Below are 23,310 nucleotides of genomic sequence, written 5' to 3' on the forward strand. Positions count from 1 at the left end.
GGCGTCTTACTTTCTCTTGAAGGATAGGGTCAAATGATGTCATTAGAAGAGGAAACCCTTGCTGCGCAAGGGCTATACCCTCTTATTACATCATGCCGCCCATTCCACCCATGCCGCCCATGTCAGGCATTGCTGCCTTTTCCGGTTCTGGCTTGTCGGCGATAACGGCTTCGGTCGTCAGGAACATAGCCGCTACGGAAGCTGCGTTTTGCAGGGCAGAACGCGTTACTTTCGCAGGGTCAACGATTCCGGCTTCGAACATGTTTACCCACTCGTCAGTCGCAGCGTTGTAGCCTACGCCAACTTCTTCTTTTTTCAGACGTTCCACGATGACGGAACCTTCTTGGCCAGCGTTTGCTGCGATTGTACGGATTGGCTCTTCCAGAGCGCGGAGAACGATGTTCACGCCTGTTTTTTCGTCGCCAGTCACGTCTACAGCAGCAACAGCTTTATATACGTTCACGAGGGCCGTACCGCCACCGGACACGATACCTTCTTCAACCGCAGCACGGGTTGCGTTCAGGGCGTCTTCGATGCGCAGTTTGCGCTCTTTCAGTTCGGTTTCAGTAGCAGCGCCGACTTTGATAACCGCTACGCCGCCGGACAGTTTAGCCAGACGCTCTTGCAGTTTTTCTTTGTCGAACTCGGAAGTGGTTTCTTCCAGCTGCGCACGGATTTGGTTCACGCGAGCCGTGATGTCGGATTTGTCGCCGCTTCCGTCCACGATCGTCGTGTTTTCTTTCGTTACGCGCACTTGACGTGCATTACCCAGCTGCTCGATCGAAGCGCTCTTCAGGTCGAGACCGAGCTTCTCGGTGATCACTTGGCCGCCAGTCAGGGCAGCGATATCCTGCAGCATAGCTTCACGACGGTCGCCAAAGCCAGGAGCTTTCACGGCAACAGCGTTGAAGGTTCCGCGCAGTTTGTTCACAACCAGCATCGCTTGAGCTTCGCCTTCGATGTCTTCAGCGATGATCACAAGCGGTCTGCCTTGCTGCACGATTTTTTCGAGCAATGGCAGGATTTCTTGGGTTGTGGAGATTTTTTTGTCGGTGATCAGGATGTATGGATTGTCGAGAACGGCTTCCATTTTGTCCGTATCGGTGATCATGTAAGGAGATACATAACCGCGGTCGAACTGCATGCCTTCCACGACTTCCAGCTCCGTATTGAATCCGCGGGATTCTTCAACGGTAATGACGCCGTCTTTACCCACTTTTTCCATGGCTTCCGCGATCAATTGGCCAACTTCGTCGTCAGCAGCGGAGATGGCAGCAACTTGAGCGATTTTTTGGTTTTCATTCACTGGAATGGCGATGTTTTTCAGTTCAGTTACAGCTGCTTTAACCGCTTTGTCGATCCCTTTGCGGATGACCATCGGGTTAGCGCCAGCTGTTACGTTCTTCAGGCCTTCGCGGATCATGGCTTGAGCCAGAACCGTTGCCGTCGTAGTACCGTCACCGGCTACATCGTTCGTTTTGGTTGCTACTTCTTTCACAAGCTGAGCGCCCATGTTTTCAAAAGCGTCTTCCAGTTCGATTTCTTTTGCGATCGTCACACCGTCATTGGTAATGAGCGGGCTGCCGAATTTTTTCTCGAGAACGACGTTACGGCCTTTAGGTCCGAGCGTCACTTTTACAGCGTTAGCCAAAGCGTCTACACCACGCAGCATGGAGCGGCGTGCGTCTTCACTGAAACGGATATCTTTTGCCATGTTGATAAAAACCTCCCATAAAATAGTGTTGGTATTCCCTATGTTCCTATGTTCAGGCCTTAGCCTACGATTGCGTGAATGTCGCTTTCTTTCATAATCAGATATTCTTTACCTTCATACTTGATTTCTGTTCCGGCATATTTGGAGAACAGAACACGGTCGCCTTCTTTGACTTCCAAAGGAACGCGAACTCCGTCTTTAACGGCTCCGCCGCCTACAGCGATAATTTTGCCTTCTTGCGGCTTCTCTTTCGCGGAGTCCGGCAGGACAATCCCGAATGAAGTCGTTTCCTCTTGTTCGATCGGTTCTACCAATACGCGGTCACCTAAAGGTTTGATCATGAAAAATAGCCTCCTTGTTAATATGTTGTGTTCCTGTAACGGCGATGTTGTCGTTATGTATTAGCACTCGACAACCTCTAGTGCTAACAACCACTTTTATGATACTCAACTTGCGCACAGATTTCAAGTCCTCTTCATGCTTTTTTCAAAGAAAACCGCAGTTTTGTTTCCTGGAACCTTCGAGCTTGTCCTTTCCAGGGAAAGGAAGCTTTGCGATAAGCATACTCCATCATTCTATCCACCGATTTTCAAAATATGCCGGGTGAAGCGGATAAAATTTACTAGCCGATCCCCCGTTCGAGCCGCCTGCTCCCCCTTGCCGGAAGCCTTGATTCCAACCCTAAATGCCCCTGTCCCCAATCAAAAAAAGCCCTCTTCCCACTGGAGGGAAGAACGCTCTTTAAGATATTTCTATGCGGTTATTCCATGTTCGCCGGGAACTTGTAACGCTCTTCGGCCGCCTCATCCGCAGCCAGCTGCTTCCGGTACACCACCGAGGACAGGTACACGCTGAACTCATACAGCAGGAGCAGTGGAATCGTCACCAGAAAATCCGATATGAAATCCGGCGGGGTGATAACCACCGCGATGAACACAAGGGCAAAATACGATAGCTTCCGCATTTTGCGCAATCTCAGCGGATTCAATATTCTCAGTTTGGTCAGGAACATAACGATTAGCGGCAGCTCGAACAGCAGCGCGATCGGCACGACCAGGGTGAACATGAAATTGAAGTATTGGGAAATGCCGTACGTTTCCGTCAGTCCCATATTTCTCGTAATCGTCGTCGTGAAGCCCAGTGCCATCGGGAATACCACGTAATAGCCAAACGCGATGCCGACCAGGAACAACAGGAACACGTAAGGCACATAACGGAGCGCCGCTTTGCGCTCGATATCGCGGAGTCCCGGACTTACGAACGCCCATACCTGATATGCCGTAAAGGGAATCGTCAACACCAGCGCCACGACCATGGCGATTTTCATATACATGCCGATGCCGTCCCAGAATGCGAACGCATGAAGCTTGAAGTCCTTCGCCGAGTCCACGCTGATCAGATACTGGTATATGGGATTCGCGCAGACCAGCCCGATGATCAGGCCCAGCAGCAGAACGATCAGAATGAAAATGATGCGCTTACGCAATTCACCCAGGTGGTCGACAATCGACATTTCTTCCTGTTTATCAGACATGCTGTCACCATCCTATCTCTTCTGCCTGCGGACAAAACAAAATCCCTCCCCGCACGGAAGGGATTTCAAGGTCTTCCTGTCGGAACGGAATTATTCCGGAAGACGTTTATTGTCAGCAGTGCTTGACGAAGCTGCCGGAGCAGCGGCTTGTACTTCACTTGGAGCGGCAGCCAGCGGCTTAGCCGTGTCATTCTTGCGGGAAGGCTGGTCGTCTTCACCAATAATTTCACGGGCTCCGTCTTTAAATTCGCGGAAAGTACGTCCTACCGCACGTCCGAGCTCTGGAAGCTTATTCGGTCCGAACAACAATAGGGCCAAAATCACAAGCAAAATAATTCCCGGTACGCCAATACCGTTCAGCATATCGAATTCTCCTCTCTGTACTTTACTCTTTAACCAAAGCGCATTCTGGACCTTGGATTAATAGAGGAAAGAGAATCATAAGTTGTTGTTAAGAAGACTTTACGGACTCATCTACATAAAAAGAACTAAAGTTTATGTACCATCTCTTCCTTTAGTTCAAATTATTTTGGACAAAGTTTTGCCACAAAGACATCATACCATAACTCAAATCACAACAATATCAAATAAGTGTGACAATTTTGGAAATAAGGCGGAATTTTTTGGTTATTGGCGGAATTGCCCCGTGACCATCAGCAGCGCTTCGGGCAGTTGATCCATAATGGCTGCCAAATTCTCGTGCACGCCTTTAGGTGTCCCCGGCAAATTCACGATCAGGGTCCGTCCCCGGATGCCCACAATGCCCCGGAACAGCATCGCTCCCCGGTTCTTCTGCATGACTGTCGCTCTCATCGCCTCGGCCATGCCGGGCACCTCCCGCTCGATCACCCGCCTTGTCGCTTCCGGCGTGACATCGCGGATGGCCAGCTCCGTCCCGCCCGTGGTCAGCACCAGATCCGCCTGAAAATAATCCGTGAGTTCAATGAGCGATGCGATAATATCATCCTGTTCGTCGGGAACGATCCGGTATTCCACAATCTCCCCGCCGAGTTCCTCCTCCACCAGCTCGCGGATGACCTGGGCGCTTGTATCTTCACGCTCACCTCTTGCGCCTTTATCGCTTGCCGTCAAGATCGCTGTTTTCCACACCATGAGATCACCCCTCCTCCTACGCATCCTTTTTTGAAATACAGTTTAAGACTTCCGCTGATAATCGCCGCTTTTCCCGCCGGTTTTGGACTTCAGCATTGTCGGTCCGATGATCATGTCCTTTTGCAGCGCTTTGCACATATCGTAAACGGTCAATGCAGCCGCGGATACGGCCGTCAACGCCTCCATTTCCACTCCGGTCTTGCCGGTCGTCTTTACGGTTCCTTCTATATATAGCTCATCATTTCCGTTATCCGCAAAATGGATATCGATTCCCGTCAGCGGCAGCGGATGACACATCGGAATCCAGTCGGACGTTTTTTTGGCCGCCATCACCCCGGCTACCGAAGCTACCGCGAGCACATCACCCTTGCCAATTTTGCCTTCCTTAATTCGGGCCAGCGTCTCCGGGGCCATCTTGACCATCGTTTGCGCCACCGCCGTCCGCGAAGTGACCTCCTTGTCCGAAACGTCCACCATCTTCGCTCTGCCCTGTTCATTAAAATGCGTCAGTTCCATCTTCGGCCTCCTCGTTCATTCGGTATACATCCTGCTCCGTAATCAGAACCTGAAGCCGTGCATCCGTTGTTTCCATGGGCACCTGTTTGACCACTTGAACGCCAAAGCCAATGCCTGCCCATACAGGAGGCTTAATGCCATGCTTGGAGACCCGGGCCACAAGTCGTTCATGCAGACGATCATAGTAACCGCCCCCATATCCCAGCCTGCCCCCTGCCAGGTCGAAAGCAAGGCCCGGCACAAAAACGGCCTCAGGCACATCGCTTTCAGACGCTGCAGGAGAGATCGACGGATCGGGTTCCCGAATGCCGTAAGCTCCGTTGCTCAGCTCGTCCCAGCGGTTAAGGCGATGAAGCGTCATTGAACCGTCTTCTTGCCTGCACCGGGGCGCGTATACCTCAATGCCAGCCTGCCAAGCCGCTTCAATCAGCGGAGTCGTGTCCAGTTCACTGCGAAAGGAAACATACACCAGCATGCTGCGCAAATTCTGCTCGGCAAGCCAAGCTGCCGCATGAGCGCATGCCATCCGGGACAGTCTCACGCGCTGCTCATCAGGCAACTCGCCGCGTATTCGCGACATTCGTTGACGCAGCACTGCCTTGCTTTCCTGTATTATGGCATTTGGGCCGTTCATCGCTTCAAACAGCTGCCTTCCTTCATAAAGTCTTTTTTTATTATGCTGCAACTTACATTTTTTTCATTATGAAGCCATATACAGACTCTTCACACCGTTTGAAGGTCTATATGGCATTGGTTCAGCCGCTACATGCTACGGTCGTTCACCGCAAGTCATTTTGCTCTTAGTTTACCACTGTTGCTCCCTTTTCGCCAAGATTGATCGGAAGTCCTGCTCCTCAAGTCGCGAATTCCTTAACTTTCATGTAAACTGTGATTAATAAAAGCATATGTTGATCCAATTTCATCATGGATTTTTAGGCTGTATTGAAATGAAATCTATTTTTACATTTATTCATTAATATAGGGATGGACGCGCCCAGGGTGTTGTAGCCTGCTCGCCCACCCGCGTAGACGGAGGTTATACAGTTCATGCTGCTTCAAGCAAGTGGAATTCGAAAATTATACGGAATAGAGCCCATACTCGAGGGAATCAACCTGCAGATTCAGGAAAGGGAACGCGTAGGACTGGTCGGCGTCAACGGGGCCGGCAAATCCACCCTCCTTCAGATTCTGGCGGGGGAAATCTCGTATGACGGCGGACAGATTTACAAATCCAAGGAAACGACGGTTGGCTACCTCGCCCAGAACAGCGGTCTGCAGTCCAGCCGCACCATTTGGGAAGAAATGATGGACGTCTTTTCTCCTCTAATCGAAACGGAAAAAGAACTGCGCATGCTCGAACAGCAAATTGCGGATCCGACCGAAATGGACAACGAGAAAAAATATCAGGAGCTGCTCGACCGCTATGCCGTACGCTCCGACTGGTTCAAGGACCATGGCGGCTACGAGATGGATACACGCATTCGCAGCGTGCTGCACGGCATGGGCTTCGGCGGCTTCGCGCCGGATACATCGATCTCGACGCTGAGCGGCGGTCAGAAGACGCGGCTGGCGCTGGCGCGCATCCTGCTGCAGGCTCCCGATCTGCTCATGCTTGACGAACCGACCAACCACCTCGATATCGCGACTTTAACGTGGTTGGAGGATTATTTGCGTTCCTATTCCGGCGCCCTGCTCGTCGTATCTCATGACCGCTACTTCCTGGACCGGCTCGTCACGACAATCGTGGAAATCGAACGTCACCAGTCGAAGCGCTACACCGGCAACTACAGCCGCTATATCGATCTCAAAGAAGCCGAATACGAATCGGCCATGAAACAATACGAGAAGCAGCAGGACGAAATCGCCCGGATGGAGGATTTCATTCAGAAGAACATCGTGAGAGCCTCCACGACCAAACGGGCCCAAAGCCGCCGCAAGGCGCTGGATAAACTGGACCGTCTGGACAAGCCGATGGGCGATTTAAAAAAAGCCAGCTTCTCCTTCGGCGTCGAGTACATGTCCGGCAAGGACGTGCTTCAGGTCAGGGAGCTTGCCGTATCCTTCACCCCGCCGCAAACGCTGTTTTCGAATGTTTCGTTCGATCTTCACCGCGGGGAGACCGTCGCGCTCATCGGTCCAAACGGTATCGGCAAATCCACACTCCTCAAATGCCTGCTGGGAACCCATCGCCAGCAATCCGGAGCGATCCAATGGGGGACCAAAGTCAAGCTCGGCTACTATGATCAGGAGCAGACCAACCTCAATCCGGCCAATACCGTGCTGGAGGAGCTGTGGAGCGAGTATCCGCATATGGAGGAAGCAAGGATCCGTACCGTACTCGGCAACTTCCTGTTCAGCGGCGAAGACGTCCTGAAGAAAATCGCGGCGCTGAGCGGGGGCGAAAAGGCGCGCGTCGCGCTCGCCAAGCTCATGCTGCTGGAAGCCAACATGCTGATTCTCGACGAACCAACCAACCATTTGGACTTGTACAGCAAAGAGGTGCTCGAATCGGCGTTAATCGATTATGAAGGAACACTTCTATTCATATCCCATGACCGTTACTTCCTGAATAAAATGGCCGAGCGAATCGTCGAGCTCCATCCGCAGGGCGTGGAACATTTCCTGGGGAATTATGACGATTATACGGCCAAAAAGCAGGAACTTGAGGAATTGTCCAAAGAAGCACTCGAAGCTGCCGGGGAGAAGGCGTCGAAGCAGGATACCGCGACCGAAGCCGCAGACAAAACCAGCGTCAATTCGTTTGAAGCCGACAAGCAGGCCAAACGCGAGGAACGAAACCGCCAGCGCCGCATCGCGGCTCTGGAGGAGCAAATCCAGCAGCTGGAATCGGATATCGCCGAACTGGATGGCGAAATGGCCAAACCCGAGGTATACCAGGATTATATGGCTCTGCAAAAGCATCAGCAGGATCAGGAGGCCAAGAAACAACAGCTCGAAGAGGTCTTTACCGAGTGGGAGGCCCTTGCCGGCGAATAATGGTGCTTCCCGCCTGCTTTTTAAGTCCATTGAGAACAGGAATTTGAATTTTGTCAAATTCACAAAAATAATTTATTTTGGATCACCGATGGTTTGTACACAGGCTTATCCACATAAACCGTGCATAACCCAGTCCAAAAAATGGCCCTTGCGGCCATTTTTTTATGATTAAATTAAGATTTCATCACACCATCCACTTTTATCCACGAAACTATCCACATTATCCACAGAAACGCCATTGTGAAAATGAAAACAATATCCCCGTTTTCAAAACCCTTATAAACCAACGGTTTCCGCTTTAAACACTCATTTGTACACAAATTTTCTCGGATATGTGGATAACCTTGTCCACAACTTGACAAAAATATTGTCGAATGCTGCAAAAAAAGCCCGTGACTTGAGTTCAAGTGACGGGCATGCCGAGGCTGCCGTTGTAACGGCAGCCAGCTCTTGTATTCAGTTTACCTGCAGTTCCTGCGCTTCATCTTCTGCCGATAAAATCGCGCTGTTGCAGGCTGCTACATATGCAAGCCCCGCAGCCATGACAATATCATGGTGGACGGCGGTTCCCCTGTAGGTTCTCCCCTTGCGTTCGACGCTGACCGCCGCCTCCGCGTGAGCATCCTCGCCGCCGCTTAAAGAGTGAAGCTCCAGATCGCCGAACGTAATCTCGGCGTCAATCCCCTGGCTGATGGCCGCGATCACGGCCTCAAGCGGTCCATTGCCCATGCTCGAATGGGACGTTTCCCGGTTCTCGTGAAGATGACGCAGCGTAACGGCGGCGACCCGGTTCGAGGCGCTGCCGGCGACAACCTGCACATCTCCCAGTTCGTATACCTGGGCCGGTTTGCCGAGCGACTTGCTGACCATTTGCAGCAGTTGATTGTCGCTGACCACTTTCATATGATCGGCGGCTTCTTTGAATATGTTGTAGAATTCATTCAGCTCATCGCCTTGAATCTCGATGCCGTAGCGGGCCAAACGGTCACGAAGCGCATGGCGCCCGGAATGTTTGCCGAGAATGATCATGCTTCGCGGGATGCCCATGTTCTCCGGATTCATGATCTCGTATGTGCTGCGGTCTTTCAGCAGTCCATCCTGATGAATGCCGGATTCGTGCTGGAAGGCGTTGCGTCCGACGATCGGCTTGTTGTATGCCATCGGAAAATGCATCGCGCCGCTGATCATACGCGAGGTCTCATACAGCTTATCGATTCGGATCCCCGTCGAATATCCGAGAGAGTCGCCTCTTGTTTCAAGCGCCATCACCAGTTCCTCCAGCGCTGCATTTCCCGTTCTTTCGCCGATTCCGTTCACCGTTACCTCGACCTGGGAAGCCCCGTTCTGGATAGCGGCCAGGCTGTTTGCTACGGCCAGGCCCAAATCATTGTGGCAGTGGGCGCTGTACTGAACGGACTTGCCGCCCCTGGCTTCTTCACGGACGCGGCGGAACATCTCGCCATATTCCTGAGGCAGCGCGTATCCGACCGTATCCGGCAGGTTGATGATGGAGGCTCCCTCTTCAATCGCGACCTCCACCATTTCGATCAAATCCTCGATCCGGGTACGTGTCGCATCCATGGCCGTGAACTCGACCACATCCGAGAATTGTCTGGCATAAGCAGTCATCTCCCGGGCCAATGCCACCGCTTCCTTCCTCGTCTTTCGCATCTGATGCTGCAGATGAATGTCCGAGGAGGATATGAACAGATGGATCCGGCGCCTTGCGGCATCCTGGGTCGCTTTGACGGCTGCCTCGATGTCGCCCTTCACGGCGCGGGCAAAGCCGCAGATTTCCACCTGCTGAAACCGCCGGGAAATTTCCTGCACGGCGGCAAACTCGCCCGGGCTTGAAATCGGAAATCCCGGCTCGATGACGTCCACGCCCAGCTCAATCAATTGGGCGGCCAACGCGATTTTCTGCTCGGGCTTGATGCTCGCGCCAGGAGCCTGCTCCCCGTCACGGAGCGTCGTATCAAAAATGTGGATTCTCTTCTTATTGGTCATGGGTTGATCCTCCTTAAACACTATATATATTGGTTTACCTTAGCATCATGCTTGGAAGTCAGACAAAATAAAGGGTCATGTACGATGGTAATGCTCCATCAAAGCTGATTTCCTTCAGAAAACCGCACGTCGACTTACGGTTTCCAGTACTCCCGCCCACTGCTGCCGGCAGCAAGGCTGTATGCCGAGTTTACGGGCATACAAACCAAAAAGCCCGCCATCTCTTGTATTCAAGAGACGACGGGCTTTACACCCTCCGCGGTACCACTCTTCTTGGCATGTTCAGCTCCCTCCGCGAAACTGAAAATGCCCTCCTCGTGCTCCACGCCGCTTACGCGTTCGTGAAGCGCCCTGTAACGGGGGCAAGCCGTCATGCGGTGTACGTACTTCAGGTTCCACCGCTCCGCTTCCGGGCGAGATTCAAAGGATTCCGCCGCTGCGTCGCACCACCCCGCAGCTCTCTGCCGTGCCGGAATTCCGTTTACTGCTCCCGTTCATCGCGTTTTTCGTTTATGCATGTTACATTTTATATCCAGATACAAAAAAGCCTGCCATCTCTTATATTCAAGAGACGACAGGCTGTTCACCTTCGCGGTACCACTCTTGTTGCTCCTCTTCTTCCAAAACCCCGGAATCCGAGAAACCCCTCAATAGCCGTTTACGGTGGCTGACCGTAGCAGTATACTCACCGGTGTGCACGTACCGGCCCGGACTCGGCATCCGGCATTTCCACTGCTCCGCTTCCAGGCGAGCTGCAGGTTCCTTCGGCTGCGTTGCACCATCCCGCAGCTCTCTACTATCCCGGACGCCTACTGTTCCTGTTCATTGCGTTTCACATATCCATTTGTAATTTGAACTGATTATAAAGTTTGATCCAAATGCTGTCAATAGACATTAACAAAAATGCTTCCCGAATCCAACCTTTTTTATTCCTGCACAGACCATTCCTCAAGGGAGAACTGCGGCAGTGCCTTCATGTCCAGCTGCGTGAACCGTTGTTCCTTCCATTTCAAATACGCAGCAGCACCGATCATGGCCGCATTATCCGTACAATACTCGAATGGAGGGATGATCAGCTCTATTCCCTGCTCCCGGCACTGACGCTCCAGCTCCCTGCGCAGACCGCGGTTGGCGGCTACGCCGCCGCACAGCAGCAGCTGCTTCGCGTCATATGCGCGGACGGCCCGAATCGCCTTGGTCACAAGCACTTCTACGACCGATTCCTGGAAGCCTCGTGCAATGGCGCCTTCATTGGGCGCTTCTCCGCGCATCTTGCGCTGGTTGACGACATTAAGTACCGCCGATTTCAAACCGCTGAAGCTGAAATCGTAAGACTCCGGTTCCAGCCATGCGCGCGGAAGATCCACGGCTTCCTCCGCTTCCAAGGCGAGGCGGTCCACATGCGGGCCGCCCGGGTAAGGAAAGCCGATCGCCCGCGCGACCTTGTCGTATGCCTCGCCCACGGCATCGTCGCGCGTACGGCCAATGACCTCGAAGCTGCCTTCGGACTTCATGTATACGAGCTCGGTGTGCCCACCGGAGACGACAAGGGCCATGCATGGATATTCAAGCTCGGCTACCAAACGGTTCGCATAAATATGCCCCGCGATATGGTGGGTGCCGATCAGCGGCTTATTCAGTGCCATGGCCAGGCTCGTAGCGGCAACCACTCCGACCAGCAGGGCTCCGACCAGACCCGGTCCTTGCGTGACGGCTACGGCCGTAATGTCGCTTAAGCCGATGCCTGCCTTATTCACCGCTTCTTCCAGCATCAGCGTAATGTGCTCGACATGCTTGCGCGAGGCTACCTCCGGCACCACGCCGCCAAAGGCTTTATGGGTTTCAATCTGGCTCGCGATCAGGTTGCTGAGCACCTCCTTGCCGTCCTTTACGACGGCAACGGAAGTCTCGTCGCAGCTTGTTTCCACGGCCAGGATATAACAGGGTTCATGTTCCTTCTGCAATTGATTCATCAGTATGCTTCGCTTCCTTCCTCACCGCCATACGCGACTTCTCGCTCCGGCAGATCCGCCCACATGATCATGGCATCCTCCTGGTTATCCGAATAGTAACCTTTACGGAGCCCGGCGGGCTTAAATCCCAATTTGCGGTACAAATTTTGCGCTACTTCATTCGACACTCTCACCTCTAGCGTCATCCGCTGCATGCCCGACTGCGCAGCGGTTTTCATCAGCTCGCGCAGGAGGCGTTCTCCCCACTTGCGTCCCCGGTATGCTTGCAGGACGGCAATATTCGTCACATGAGCTTCATCGATAACCGTCCACATGCCCGCGTAACCGACAGGCTGCCCCAAATACTGCATGATCATATACCTCGCAAAGTGATTCTGGGTAAGCTCGTTGCGGAATGCGTCTTCCGTCCACGGAAGTGTAAAGGCTTCATGCTCGATTACCATGACATCCGGGATGTCTTCCAGCGCCATTTGCCGGAAGGTCAGGCCTTCATTATTAGGGTATATCTCCTGCTCCATGACTCTATGACAGACTCCCTTCACGGCTTCCGCAGAAGCTTCTCGGCCTCTGCCAGCTGCGTATAATTCGGCACCAGGCGGTGCGCGTCATCTTCTTCTCCCCTCATCAGGCGATCCGATCCAAGCCGGCCTACCGGCTCCCCCGCCATATCGCCCGATATCGTATGAAGGCGGCTGCCAAGCAGCGGACGCAGGCGTTCAACCACCTCATCGTGATTGCCGTTATCGCCTACGAACCAAACATGAACCGGCTGCCGCTCCTCAGGCGTTTCCTGCAGCAGCCGGTTCAGCTCATCCACCCATGCGTCCATCAAGCGGATGGCATCCTCTTTGGCGCGAACAGGCATGCTTTTCCCATTGGCCTGGAATAATGCCGTATACGCCTGACCCCGTCTGGCGTCAATCATGGGAATGACCCAATTCTTTCCCTCGCAGGAGTCCATAGCGCTCAGCAAGCCGCTCCATCCAAAAGCATGAAGGCTTGAAATCCCGACAACGGGGATGCGCCAGGCCCAAGCCAGCGTCTTGGCTGCCGTAACGGCAATCCGCGTCCCCGTATAGGAGCCGGGACCGATACCTACGGCAATGCCGTCGACTTCGCTTGATGCCAGCCCGGCTTCGGCAAGTCCCTTTTGAATGAGCGGAAGCAGGTGAACCGAGTGATTGCGCTCCCCCGCGGCTTGAATCGTGTGGAGCACCGTATCATTCTCCATGACGGCCAGCGCCAGACATGCGGTGGACGTATCCAACGCCAAAAACCGCTTAAGCGGCTGTGATTGTGGTTGATTCATTCTGTAAAGACTCCATTCTGTATCAGACTTCTGCACCATTCTTCATAAGGTTCTCCGCGGCCCTGCACGGTGATTCTCCGCTCGGTCTCGCCGGTAGTCTCAATGTACAGATGCAAATGAGGCTTCGGCAGCAGCTCCTCCACGATTTGCGACCATTCCACGAGGCTGACCCCGCCGCCGTAAAAATATTCGTCGAGCCCGAGATCCTCCGCCTCTTCCAGCGACACCCGGTACACATCCATATGATAAAAAGGCAAGCGCCCCTCATATTCTTTAATAATGGTAAACGTAGGGCTGTTTACGATCCCTTTCACGCCAAGGTGCTTGGCAAATGACTGCGAAAATGCCGTTTTCCCTGCCCCCAGATCGCCATCCAGACCGATGACCGTTCCGGGCACGGCCGCATTCGCAAGCCAGGCCGCCAGGACTTCGGTATCCTTCGGACTACGGGAGATATACACAAACGGTTCCCCGTTCAGATTTTGTTCCAATCCCTTGACCCACCTTCGATATCAATTCCATGCCATAACTTGTCCTTAATTATATCGGTCTGCTCCCGGTCCCGCAAGGATGGAGCCAGGGATTTCCTCTTTCTACAGACAGGTGCTTTTTTTCGCTCAAGAGCCGGGGAAGAGCGCTCTTCCCTTGTTTCAGCATCCACAAATATGGCTAGCATGTTATCCGCCTTGGACATTCTGGGATCCCCTCATGACATTCAGCACCGTATTTCTTCCTTCAGGCGTTCAAAAATAAAATGCGGCCGGTTCCAGCCCCTCCTGCTCCTGCAGCAGCGCAAAATACAAGCTGCGCAGGAAATGCTCTTCGTTTGGACCTGCATCGGCTTGCAATCGCAAAAGTTCCTGCTTCACTTTCATTTCAGCGCTCATTACAGTCCCTCCTCTCGCATCCTCATCTTCGCGTGAACAGGCTTTCCGTCCCACTGCTGGGTGCTCAGCACCTGACCTCCTGCGGACAGCGCCTCCAAGGTAAATTCCTCCCCAAGCGATTCATCCACATACAGGTACCATATCCTCATCCCCGTTCCGGTACGAACCATCTCCGCGGGCATGGAGCTTGCCGTCTTGGTGCTCGTGACCTTTACCATAGTTATTTCCGGATTCACGACAGCACCGAAGAACATCGGAAAAGGACTGCCTTCCTCCGCGGGGATCCGCTGCACCGACCATTCGGCATCCAGCTTCTCCTGCGCTTTCATCCCGTCGGCGGTTTCCATCAGCGTGTGTCCGCCGCCCGTGACCCATTTCCACCCCGCCAACGTTTTGGTCACGTAATCGACGGATATGACGGGCTTCGGGTCGCTCTTGCGTATATAACGCAGGTAAAAGACGACCTTACCCTGATCCGTCTCTTGTTCCCGCACGACCTCGATCGGCTCGTCCAGGTTTCTCGCCTGCTCGATCGCCTGAACTGGCGTCCGGTATGTGCCATCGACGAAAAAAATGTACAAAATCGCGAGGCACAGAGCGGCGAATATGATGGTTGCGATAATCCTTTTCATCCCCAACATCCTATCACAAGAAGAATAATATCCTTTATTTACTAGATATTGTAACGGAATAAGTTCTGGAGTCATAGGTGCGGATATGGTATTTTCCACGGCAAAAAGCCCCCGCGCTCAGCATTGCAACATCTATGCAGACATCGCGATAGCCGATATGGAGGCCTTCGGTTTTCAATTTTTATCATTCCATGTATGCATTTCTGACCAGTCAGAACACGGTGATCAGGATCTGACCGTCATTCGGGCCGAAGTTTATCGCAAGCGGCCGATAAGCTATTTCCCCCTGCCCAGGCGGATGGGGGAATATTCGGATCAGATTCATGCTGCCTTCATACCGCCTCCGCCGCCTGCACAGTTGCTTGTTCCACAAGGGATTCTTTCAGGATTTCCCGTTTGGACAGCTCCGTTGAAAGCTCGGATAGGGCGCCGTCCAATCGTTCCGTCAGCGGTTCGGAGAGCTCGAATCCCCCGCTGTCCAGCCGGCTCACCCAATGATCCACCGCGAAAACGCCGCCCAATATATGCGTCCCGCCAAGCGCGGCTACGACCGGCTTCAGCGCATAATCCACGGAAAGGAGATGGGCGATGCTGCCTCCGATAAATAGCGGAAACACGATTTTGTCCCTCAGCCCTTTTTGCGGAATCAGATCCAGGATCGTTTTCAGCGCTCCCGAATAGGCTGCCTTGAAGACCGGGCTCGCGATAATGATCGCATCCGCCTGCTCCACGGCTTCAAGCGCCCCGATAATGGCCGGGCTGCCGAAGTCCGCGGAGAGCAGCTCCGCTGCCGGAAGGTCCGCGGCCGAGATGACCTGAGTGTGATGTCCCGCCTGTGCAAGACGATCTTCTGCATACCCGGTCAACCCGAACAATCTGGAGCCGCGTTTCGGGCTACCTGCAATAAGCGTTATCCGTGACATGCTAAATCCTCCCCTCATCTAATGGAAGCATTGAAATAATGAAAGCAATGAAAAATTTTCGCCAGCCATTCCGGATGCAATTAATGCTGCGCCGTTCCTGCCTTGGCTCTGGCGTACCGGTTCTCCGGCACCGGTATGCCGAGGTTGCCGCGAAGCGTATCGCTCTCGTACTCCGTCCTGAAAATCCCGCGTGCCTGCAAAATCGGCACCACGTGGTCCACAAAGTCCTCCAGTCCGCGCGGAACGGCGGCCGTAATCATGAAGCCGTCGGCTGCACCCGCTTCGAACCATTCCTGCACACGGTCCGCGACCTGCTCGGCGGTCCCGATGAAGTTCCCGCGCGGCGTCGCCGATTGAATCGCCACTTGTCTCAGCGTCAAGCCCTTCTCCCTTGCATCCTTCTTGATCTTGTCCGTACCGCTCTGAAAGCTGTTTTTGCCCAGATCCCCAAGCTCCGGAAACGGTTCATCCAACGGATATTGCGAAAAGTCATGGTGCTCGAAGAATCGTCCGAGATAATGAAGCGCATTTTCGACTGTAACGAGGCTGGCAACCTCCTGATATTTGCGCTCCGCCTCTTCCTCGGTGTCCCCGATAATCGGTCCGATGCCGGGGAAAATCAGCACATCGTCCGGATTCCGGCCGAACGAGGCTGCCCGGGCTTTCACGTCCTGTGCAAAACGCAGCGCCTCTTCGAGATTCTCGGCACCCGCGAAGATGGCATCCGCTTCCTTCGAGGCATAGTTTCTGCCGACCTCCGATGCTCCGGCCTGAAAAATTACCGGCCCTCCCTGTTTCGAGCGGGCAATGTTCAGCGGACCTTTTACGGAGAAAAACTCCCCTTCGTGGTTCAGCTCATGCATTTTCTCACGGTCAAAAAACACTCCCGCCTCCTTGTCGCGGACAAAAGCGTCATCTTCCCAGGAATCCCACAGACCGCGCGCCACCTCCAGGTATTCCGCCGCGATCCGGTAGCGTTTGTCATGCTCGGGATGTTCCTTTTTGCCGTAATTCAGTGCAGAGCCTTCGAGTGGGGAAGTCACCACGTTCCAACCCGCACGACCGCCGCTGATGACATCGAGAGAGCCAAACTGGCGCGACACCGTAAACGGTTCGCTGTAGGACGTGGATAAAGTGCCGACGAGCCCGATATGGGTACTGACGGCGGCCAGCGCACTCAGGATGGTGAGCGGCTCGAAGCGGTTCAGAAAGTGGGGGATCGATTTGTCGTTAATGTACAATCCGTCCGCGATGAAGATCAGGTCAAGCTTGCCCTCCTCCGCCTTTTGGACCCAGCTCTTATAGAGCCCGAAATTAACGCTCGCCCCCGGATCCATCTCCGGATGCCTCCACAGGGAAGTACCCCCGCCGACGCCATGCAATAAAGCCCCGAGCTTTAACTGTCTTTGCTTTGCCATGTTTTCGTCCTCCTTATCGCAAATGGTCCTTCCTTAAATCCATTTTCGTTTTTACCCCGAAGCGGCGGCCTGCTTTACCCGTTCGATCTGTCTTAGATGCCCCTGAACATGGCGGGTGAAACCGTCAATAATCGCCTTCACGCTGACTTCTTCGCCCTTAAAGTTAACCCCCGTCTTCTCCAGCTCTTCCTCGCTTAAACGCAAGATGAGCAGGCTGTTGTATTCCAAAATGGCATGAAAAGCATTCAGAACGTCGGACAGCCGGCCGCGGTTGGCATGCTGTCCGTCAACCCAGGCATCCTGATTGAAAGCCGGAAGCCGTGCCGCGGTTCCGGCGAGAATATCCCGAATCCGAAACGAGATCACGAAGCTGTGATCGACCAGATGCGAAACCACCTCCAGCACGCTCCACCCCCCGCCGGGCGGCTTCTGTTTCACCTGCTCCTCGCTCAGTCCCTGAACCGCAATCAGCAGCTGCCCATGCGTATTCAAAAAAGCTTCCAAATCGACCTTGCTCATTGAATCCCCTCCTCCTGCAAAGTTGGATGCGGGCTGCCCGGGTGTGCAAACCGCGTAAGAGCGAACGGACGGAGATCATGCTGCGGCTCTTCGTCCATGAGCAGCCGCGAGCAAATTTCGCCGACGGCGCTCGAAAATTTGAATCCGTGTCCCGAAAAGCCGCCTGCCGCAATGACGTGCGGATAGTGGGGATGCCGGTCGATAATGAAATCCTCGTCCGGCGTCAGCTCGTATTTGCAAACGGCCCCTCGCATCAGCCGGCTGGCGGCACCAGGCATATACCTGCCAAGGATACCGCGCAGGTCTTCCTCATCTTCGGCAAGGCTGCCGAAAGGAAGAACGGGCTCCCCCGGCCTCCATTCGAGTCCGGTATCATGGCGCCCGATCTTCAGGCCGGCCCCGCCAATGTCCGGAAAGCCATAATATCCGCCTTCCGCCGTATTCAGCGTAAATCCCGGGAAGCTTCCAGCCTGAAAGTCGGCAGCGCTGGTTTCGAACCATCCGACCGTCTTGCGGACCGCCCGCACCGGCAGCGAGATCAAAGGAGCAAGGGTTCCGAACCACGCCCCCGCGCTCAACAGCAATTTCGCCCCATGGTACTTGGCATGCCGGGTATGGACAACGACGCTTCCCCGGCGGGCCGTGATGCCGCAAACGGCCGTGTGCGTCAGCAGCTCGGCTCCGTGAGCCAGCGCCAGCTTTTTATAGGCATCGATGCAAGCCTCGCTCCGCAGGTAACCTGCGGCAGGCTCATACATCGCTTCAAAGTGATCGGGAAGACGCAGCCCCCTCCATCGCCTGCCGATCTCGGCCGCATCCAGTTTTTCCGTATGAATGCCCTGTCTGGCGGCCTCGTTCATTCGAGTCTGAAAGGAATAAAGGCTTGGGTCCGTTATATTCAAGACGCCGGACTGCACGAGCAGCTGCGTTTCAAGCTCTTCCTCCAGTTCGTTCCACAGCTCGTGGGCACGGATCGCCATGCCCGTATAGACCGGGTCGCCGCTGTAAGCATGACGAATGAGCCGCGGCTCCCCATGATGGCTGCCTTCCCGGTGCGGCGGGTCAAATGCGTCGATCAGCAGCGTGCGCATGCCGCGTCTGGCCAGATAATAACCGGCGCTCATGCCCATGGAGCCCGCTCCGACAATGATGGCGTCGTAGCTCTTCATCGATGTGATGACTGCTCACCTCCACCGGTCTGAAGCTGCTTCAATGCCAGTACCGCCAGCTCGGTGAAGAAACGGATGCTGACCGGAATCGCCGCCTCATCGAGCGTAAAAGCCGGGTGATGCCACTCCTGCGCACCTGCCGTGCCCATGAATACGAACAGGCCGGGAATTTCCCGCTGGTATACGGCGAAATCCTCTCCAGCCGGCGAAGGGACAGGCATCACCGCTTGGAGACCGGCTGCGGCTGCCGCCTCAAGCCCAAGCAATGCAAGGCTCTCATCGTTGTTCACGGGCGGCGGTCCTTCGATCCAGCGTACGCCGCCGCTGGTGCCCAGTGCCGACGTCACACCTTCGACCACTTGGCTGAAACGCTCCAGTACCTGTAGCCGTACCTGCTCGTCAAAGGTCCGGATTGTTCCTTCCAGCACCGCCTTATCGGGAATGACGTTCCAGGCCGTGCCGCTGTGGAGCTGGGTGACGCTGATGACCGCGCTCTGCAGGGCGCTGACGTTCCGGCTCACGATCGACTGAAGCGCGGTAATGACATGGGCGGCGGTGACGATCGGATCAAGCCCTGCTTCCGGAACAGCGGCGTGGGAGCCCTTGCCGCCGATCTCCACGGTAAAGCCATCGGCGGCGGCCATCAGCGGGCCGCCTTTGATGCCGATCGTTCCTACCGGCAGGTCCGGCTTGTTATGCATGCCGAATATCGCCTGCACGCCTGCCAGCGCACCGCTGTCGACAACCTGCTTGGCGCCCTTGGCCTTCTCTTCGGCAGGCTGGAAAATCAGTCTCACCGTTCCCGGTAGCTCGCCTTCCCGCTCCTTCAAGGCATAAGCCGTCCCCAGCAGGGAAGCGGTATGGAAATCATGTCCGCAGGCATGCATTCTGCCAGGGATTGCGGATGCGAAGGGCAGTCCGGTCTCTTCCTGGACCGGCAGCGCGTCAATATCCGCCCGCAGCGCGATCACGGGGCCGGGAAGGCGGCCTCCGACCTCGGCAATGACGCCCGTACGAAGGGGATAATCAAGGATCCTTATCCCCGCCTCTCCCAGCCATCTGCGGATGGCTTTCGTCGTTTCGAACTCCTCGCCGGACAGCTCCGGATATTGATGCAGATACCGGCGGATTTGAATGAATTTATCAAATTCGGTATCGGATATGGACTCCAGTGGATAGCCAGTCATCTCATCATCCTCCTCTTCTTATTCGCCGCTTGCAGCCCATATAACGACTGCTGCGGTAACCGGTAAGCCAGTATAAGACTTGCTGTGACTTACATCTTACGCAAAAGCCGGCTATCATACGCTATACTTCAGCAACCGCACTGTTCAGCGCCTCGCTTAACAGCTCGAAGGAGCGCAGCCGTTGTTCGAACGGAGCGATATTGCTCGTCACGATAAACTCTTCCACACCGGAGGCCTGATGCAGCGCCTCAAGCTTCGCTCGGACGGATTCCTTGGTTCCTTTGGTAATAAACGGCTCCTGCTCCTCGACCGAGTACGCTTCGCCTGCCTGCCTGCCGAATTCCTCCGCCTGCTCGCGGGTGCCGAGTGTCAGCGTTTTCCCGCTCTCCAAGTGAATCTTCACCAGCTTCTGCGCCCCGACGAGTGCCGCAGCCTCCTCTTCGGTATCCGCGACGGCAGTGGCAAGAGCGATGATCGCCTTCGGCGCCGTTCCCTTCTCCGTGTTAAAAGCTTCACGATAGCTGCGGATCGCTTCCAGAGCCACGCTCTCATCCCCGTTGATGAATAGGGAGAATACATACGGCAGGCCCAGGCTCGCGGCAATTTCCGCACTGCCGACGCTGGCCCCCAGCACGTAAATTTCTGGCGGCTGCTCTGTGACCGGAGCTGCCTTGAGTCCCGTCAGCGGATGATCGTCAGCAAGACGGTTATGGATGTAGCCGTCCAGCTCGACGATTTTGTCCGTCAGCGAAGCCGGGTCCGCAGCTCCGCGCTGCAGCGCTTGCGTACTGCGGGGCAGGCCGCCGGGTGCGCGTCCAATGCCGAGGTCGACGCGTCCCGGGGCCAATGCGGCGAGCACGTTGAAGTTCTCAGCCACCTTGTAGGGGCTGTAATGCTGCAGCATCACGCCCCCTGAGCCGATGCGGATCGTATCGGTCTTGGCGAGCAGGTACGAGATCAGCACCTCGGGGGAGGACCCTGCCAGCTGCTCCGAATCATGGTGCTCCGATACCCAGAAGCGCCGGTATCCGAGACGCTCCGCCGCTTGCGCCAGCTGAACCGTATACGCGAGCGCCTCTGCGGCGGTTCCCCCCGGATAAATCGGACTCTGGTCAAGAATGCTTAATGTTATCGACATGCCTATGCCTCCTAAATGCTATAGTTCAGTTCCGGTGTAATCCGCTTGAGGAACTGCCTGGTCCTCTCTTCCCGCGGGTGGTGGAACAGCTCTGCGGGCGTCCCCTCTTCCACGATGACGCCGCCGTCCATGAATACCACGTGATTCGCCACATCCCTTGCAAACCCCATTTCATGCGTGACGACGATCATCGTAATGCCTTCTTTCGCGATGTTCCGGATAACCTCCAGCACCTCGCCGACCAGCTCCGGATCCAGGGCCGAGGTCGGTTCGTCGAACAAGATGACCTCCGGCTCCAGGGCGAGCGCCCGGGCGATGCCCACGCGCTGCTGCTGCCCCCCGGAGAGCTCGCTTGGATAAGCGTCCAGCTTGCCGCCGAGCCCGACCTTGTCGAGCAGCGCGGCGCTCCGCTTCTTCGCTTCCTCCTTCGGCAGCTTTTTCACAACGACGAGGCCTTCCATCACGTTCTCGAGCGCGGTCTTATGCCTGAACAAATTGTACTGCTGGAATACCATCGCCGATTTCTGCCGGAGCTGGTGAATGTCTTTTTTGCCGGCATGCCTGCAGTTCAAGCGGTATTCGCCGATGGCGATCTCGCCGCCGCTTGGCTTCTCCAAATAATTCACGCAGCGCAGAAGCGTCGTTTTGCCCGAGCCGCTCGGACCCAGGATGACGACCACTTCGCCCTTTTGCACGGTCAGATCGATTCCTTTCAGCACTTGGTTTCGGCCGAAGGACTTGCTGATATTATTCAGTTGGATCATGCGACTCCCCCCCGATTGTACACGTTGATTCGTTTCTCGATCCCTGCGGTGATCCGCTCGATCAGAAGCGTGAGTCCCCAGAAAATAACGGCAGCCGCCAAATAAGCCTCAAAGAACTTCCAGTTGGTCGACGCCACGATCTGCGCCTTCGCGTTAATATCCACGACGGATACGGTAAAAGCGAGCGTCGATCCGTGGAGCATGCCGATAACCGAGTTGGACAGGTTCGGCAGGCTGACCGCCAGGGCCTGGGGAAAAACGATCCGTCTCAAGGCTTGGGGCGTCGTCATGCCCACCGAACAAGCCGCCTCCAGCTGGCCCCGGTTCACCGCAAGCAGCCCGGAGCGGATCACTTCCGCCATATAGGCGCCTGCCGTGATCGAGAACGAAATGAACGCGAATCCGATCATCGGAATGGAAGAAGACTTAAAGCCCCAGCCCAGCTGCGCGGACAAAGCGTCCAGCAGCATCGGAAGGCCGAAATAAATGAGCAGCAGATGGGTAAGCATCGGCGTGCCGCGGATAAAGGTTACATAGCCCGTCGCGAGCTGCCCCAATACGGGCACCTTATAGATTCGAAGCAGGGCAGCAATTAGCCCGATCAAGAAGCCGGCGGTAACGGAAACCGCCGTAATGGCCAATGTCGTCGGAATTGCCGACAGCAGCCGGATCAAAGCCGTCCAGATGAAAACGGGATCGATTTTCATAACTCTGCCCCTCCTTTGCCGGAATCGATGCCGGCGACTAGTCTCCGGAATCCGCGTTTTCGCTGCAGACGGAACCGCCGTTCCCCCGTGCGGACCGGCTGCTCATGCCTCAATAGCCGGCGCTCCGCGAGCAATAGCAGCTTTTCAAGCGTAAAGCTGACGACGAGGTAGATCAGCGCGAGCGAAATATACGCTTCGACGAAATGCTGCGTGAGTGCTCCAAGCGTCTCCGCTTTGCCCGTCATCTCCATCACGCCCAGCGTGAACGCGAGCGACGTGTCCTTCAGCAGGGCGATCACGAGGTTGGAGAACACCGGCACCGCGATGGCCAGCGCCTGCGGCAGCACGATCCGCGAGAATGCCTGGTGTCCCTTCATGCCCATGGCGTACGCCGCCTCCACCTGTCCCCGGTCCACGGCCGTTACCGACGCGCGGATCGTCTCGGACATAAAGGCACCGGTATGGAGGCCGTAGGTCAGAATGACGAACATGAGCACCGGGGCCCTGGAAATATCGATATGCGCCAGCTTGAGCATCTCCGGCAGGCCGTAGTAGAAAAGAAACAGCTGGATCAATATCGGCGTCCCCCGGAAAAAAGAGACGTATATCCTGGCCAGTGTATTCAGCACCGGTATCCGGTATAAACGGGGAAGGGCAACGAGAAATCCCATGATGATCCCTACCAGGAGCGAACCTGCCACAATCGTCAGGGTGATCCCCAGCGTCGACAGCAGTTTAGGAAAATAACTGAAGATATACGTGTAATCAAACGGTGCGCCCATGAGTTTTCTCCTCCCTACCCA

At 55.1% G+C, this 23,310-nt stretch carries 25 protein-coding genes and 1 other annotated feature; of the genes, 1 reads left to right on the plus strand and 24 read right to left on the minus strand.

Annotated elements, in window-relative coordinates; all coding sequences use genetic code 11:
* Positions 1-85: 85 nt before the first annotated feature.
* The 7 genes from groL to ACTHPM_RS15090 form a co-directional block, all read right to left on the minus strand.
* The gene (gene groL / locus ACTHPM_RS15060; RefSeq protein WP_440395558.1) at positions 86-1,714 is read right to left on the minus strand and encodes a chaperonin GroEL; all 1,629 of its coding nucleotides are present in this window, start codon (positions 1,712-1,714) and stop codon (positions 86-88) included.
* A 59-nt stretch (positions 1,715-1,773) separates the two neighbouring features.
* On the minus strand, positions 1,774-2,055 hold the full coding sequence (gene groES, locus ACTHPM_RS15065; RefSeq protein ID WP_136603737.1) for a co-chaperone GroES: 282 nt from the start codon (positions 2,053-2,055) through the stop codon (positions 1,774-1,776).
* A 419-nt stretch (positions 2,056-2,474) separates the two neighbouring features.
* Complete coding sequence (gene tatC, locus ACTHPM_RS15070; protein ID WP_440395557.1) at positions 2,475-3,248, minus strand: twin-arginine translocase subunit TatC; 774 nt, start codon at positions 3,246-3,248, stop codon at positions 2,475-2,477.
* A gap of 90 nt (positions 3,249-3,338) precedes the next feature.
* Positions 3,339-3,608, minus strand: a complete 270-nt coding sequence (gene tatA, locus ACTHPM_RS15075) for a twin-arginine translocase TatA/TatE family subunit (protein ID WP_440396229.1) — start codon at positions 3,606-3,608, stop codon at positions 3,339-3,341.
* A 267-nt stretch (positions 3,609-3,875) separates the two neighbouring features.
* Positions 3,876-4,361, minus strand: a complete 486-nt coding sequence (locus tag ACTHPM_RS15080) for a MogA/MoaB family molybdenum cofactor biosynthesis protein (RefSeq protein ID WP_440395556.1) — start codon at positions 4,359-4,361, stop codon at positions 3,876-3,878.
* A gap of 42 nt (positions 4,362-4,403) precedes the next feature.
* Complete coding sequence (gene moaC / locus ACTHPM_RS15085) at positions 4,404-4,877, minus strand: cyclic pyranopterin monophosphate synthase MoaC (protein ID WP_440395555.1); 474 nt, start codon at positions 4,875-4,877, stop codon at positions 4,404-4,406.
* Positions 4,858-5,511 carry a 5-formyltetrahydrofolate cyclo-ligase gene (locus tag ACTHPM_RS15090; protein WP_440395554.1) on the minus strand — a complete coding sequence of 218 codons (654 nt, stop codon included), beginning with the start codon at positions 5,509-5,511 and terminating at the stop codon, positions 4,858-4,860. Before ACTHPM_RS15090 ends, moaC begins: the two co-directional genes overlap by 20 nt.
* 413 nt (positions 5,512-5,924) lie before the next feature.
* On the opposite strand from ACTHPM_RS15090, the gene ACTHPM_RS15095 reads away from it, so the two are divergent.
* A complete protein-coding gene (locus ACTHPM_RS15095) occupies positions 5,925-7,874 on the plus strand; it encodes an ABC-F family ATP-binding cassette domain-containing protein (protein ID WP_440395553.1) in 1,950 nt (649 codons plus the stop codon).
* Between the two features lie 456 nt (positions 7,875-8,330).
* Here ACTHPM_RS15095 and ACTHPM_RS15100 read toward each other — a convergent pair whose 3' ends face one another.
* From ACTHPM_RS15100 to ACTHPM_RS15180, 17 genes are all read right to left on the minus strand, one after another.
* A complete protein-coding gene (locus tag ACTHPM_RS15100) occupies positions 8,331-9,881 on the minus strand; it encodes a 2-isopropylmalate synthase (RefSeq protein ID WP_440395552.1) in 1,551 nt (516 codons plus the stop codon).
* Positions 9,882-10,111: 230 nt separating this feature from the next.
* Positions 10,112-10,388: a binding site (T-box leader), on the minus strand.
* 419 nt (positions 10,389-10,807) lie between these two features.
* Positions 10,808-11,854, minus strand: a complete 1,047-nt coding sequence (gene tsaD / locus ACTHPM_RS15105) for a tRNA (adenosine(37)-N6)-threonylcarbamoyltransferase complex transferase subunit TsaD (protein ID WP_440395550.1) — start codon at positions 11,852-11,854, stop codon at positions 10,808-10,810.
* On the minus strand, positions 11,854-12,372 hold the full coding sequence (gene rimI, locus ACTHPM_RS15110; protein ID WP_440395549.1) for a ribosomal protein S18-alanine N-acetyltransferase: 519 nt from the start codon (positions 12,370-12,372) through the stop codon (positions 11,854-11,856). Before rimI ends, tsaD begins: the two co-directional genes overlap by 1 nt.
* A gap of 20 nt (positions 12,373-12,392) precedes the next feature.
* Positions 12,393-13,163, minus strand: coding sequence for a tRNA (adenosine(37)-N6)-threonylcarbamoyltransferase complex dimerization subunit type 1 TsaB (gene tsaB / locus ACTHPM_RS15115; protein WP_440395548.1), 771 nt, complete (start codon positions 13,161-13,163; stop codon positions 12,393-12,395).
* On the minus strand, positions 13,160-13,654 hold the full coding sequence (gene tsaE / locus ACTHPM_RS15120) for a tRNA (adenosine(37)-N6)-threonylcarbamoyltransferase complex ATPase subunit type 1 TsaE (RefSeq protein WP_440395547.1): 495 nt from the start codon (positions 13,652-13,654) through the stop codon (positions 13,160-13,162). Before tsaE ends, tsaB begins: the two co-directional genes overlap by 4 nt.
* Positions 13,639-13,857: a hypothetical protein gene (locus ACTHPM_RS15125; RefSeq protein ID WP_440395546.1), complete on the minus strand. Its 219-nt coding sequence runs from the start codon at positions 13,855-13,857 to the stop codon at positions 13,639-13,641. Before ACTHPM_RS15125 ends, tsaE begins: the two co-directional genes overlap by 16 nt.
* 49 nt (positions 13,858-13,906) lie before the next feature.
* Positions 13,907-14,050 carry a hypothetical protein gene (locus ACTHPM_RS15130; RefSeq protein WP_440395545.1) on the minus strand — a complete coding sequence of 48 codons (144 nt, stop codon included), beginning with the start codon at positions 14,048-14,050 and terminating at the stop codon, positions 13,907-13,909.
* Complete coding sequence (locus ACTHPM_RS15135; protein ID WP_440395544.1) at positions 14,050-14,682, minus strand: hypothetical protein; 633 nt, start codon at positions 14,680-14,682, stop codon at positions 14,050-14,052. Before ACTHPM_RS15135 ends, ACTHPM_RS15130 begins: the two co-directional genes overlap by 1 nt.
* A gap of 332 nt (positions 14,683-15,014) precedes the next feature.
* A complete protein-coding gene (gene ssuE / locus ACTHPM_RS15140) occupies positions 15,015-15,605 on the minus strand; it encodes an NADPH-dependent FMN reductase (protein WP_440395543.1) in 591 nt (196 codons plus the stop codon).
* Between the two features lie 80 nt (positions 15,606-15,685).
* The gene (locus ACTHPM_RS15145; protein ID WP_440395542.1) at positions 15,686-17,023 is read right to left on the minus strand and encodes an LLM class flavin-dependent oxidoreductase; all 1,338 of its coding nucleotides are present in this window, start codon (positions 17,021-17,023) and stop codon (positions 15,686-15,688) included.
* A 51-nt stretch (positions 17,024-17,074) separates the two neighbouring features.
* Complete coding sequence (locus ACTHPM_RS15150; protein WP_440395541.1) at positions 17,075-17,542, minus strand: DinB family protein; 468 nt, start codon at positions 17,540-17,542, stop codon at positions 17,075-17,077.
* Positions 17,539-18,711 carry an N-methyl-L-tryptophan oxidase gene (solA, locus tag ACTHPM_RS15155; protein ID WP_440395540.1) on the minus strand — a complete coding sequence of 391 codons (1,173 nt, stop codon included), beginning with the start codon at positions 18,709-18,711 and terminating at the stop codon, positions 17,539-17,541. Before solA ends, ACTHPM_RS15150 begins: the two co-directional genes overlap by 4 nt.
* Positions 18,708-19,898 (minus strand): amidohydrolase, encoded by a 1,191-nt coding sequence (locus tag ACTHPM_RS15160; protein WP_440395539.1) that lies wholly within the window; start codon positions 19,896-19,898, stop codon positions 18,708-18,710. The genes solA and ACTHPM_RS15160 overlap by 4 nt, the downstream gene beginning before the upstream one ends.
* Before the next feature lie 121 nt (positions 19,899-20,019).
* Positions 20,020-21,036: an LLM class flavin-dependent oxidoreductase gene (locus tag ACTHPM_RS15165; RefSeq protein WP_440395538.1), complete on the minus strand. Its 1,017-nt coding sequence runs from the start codon at positions 21,034-21,036 to the stop codon at positions 20,020-20,022.
* Between the two features lie 11 nt (positions 21,037-21,047).
* The gene (locus ACTHPM_RS15170) at positions 21,048-21,800 is read right to left on the minus strand and encodes an amino acid ABC transporter ATP-binding protein (protein ID WP_440395537.1); all 753 of its coding nucleotides are present in this window, start codon (positions 21,798-21,800) and stop codon (positions 21,048-21,050) included.
* Positions 21,797-22,507 carry an amino acid ABC transporter permease gene (locus ACTHPM_RS15175; protein ID WP_440395536.1) on the minus strand — a complete coding sequence of 237 codons (711 nt, stop codon included), beginning with the start codon at positions 22,505-22,507 and terminating at the stop codon, positions 21,797-21,799. Before ACTHPM_RS15175 ends, ACTHPM_RS15170 begins: the two co-directional genes overlap by 4 nt.
* Positions 22,504-23,289, minus strand: coding sequence for an amino acid ABC transporter permease (locus tag ACTHPM_RS15180; protein ID WP_440395535.1), 786 nt, complete (start codon positions 23,287-23,289; stop codon positions 22,504-22,506). Before ACTHPM_RS15180 ends, ACTHPM_RS15175 begins: the two co-directional genes overlap by 4 nt.
* Positions 23,290-23,310: the final 21 nt, after the last annotated feature.

This window comes from Paenibacillus sp. SAFN-054 (genome assembly GCF_051966755.1).
Lineage (GTDB): Bacteria > Bacillota > Bacilli > Paenibacillales > Paenibacillaceae > Paenibacillus_AQ.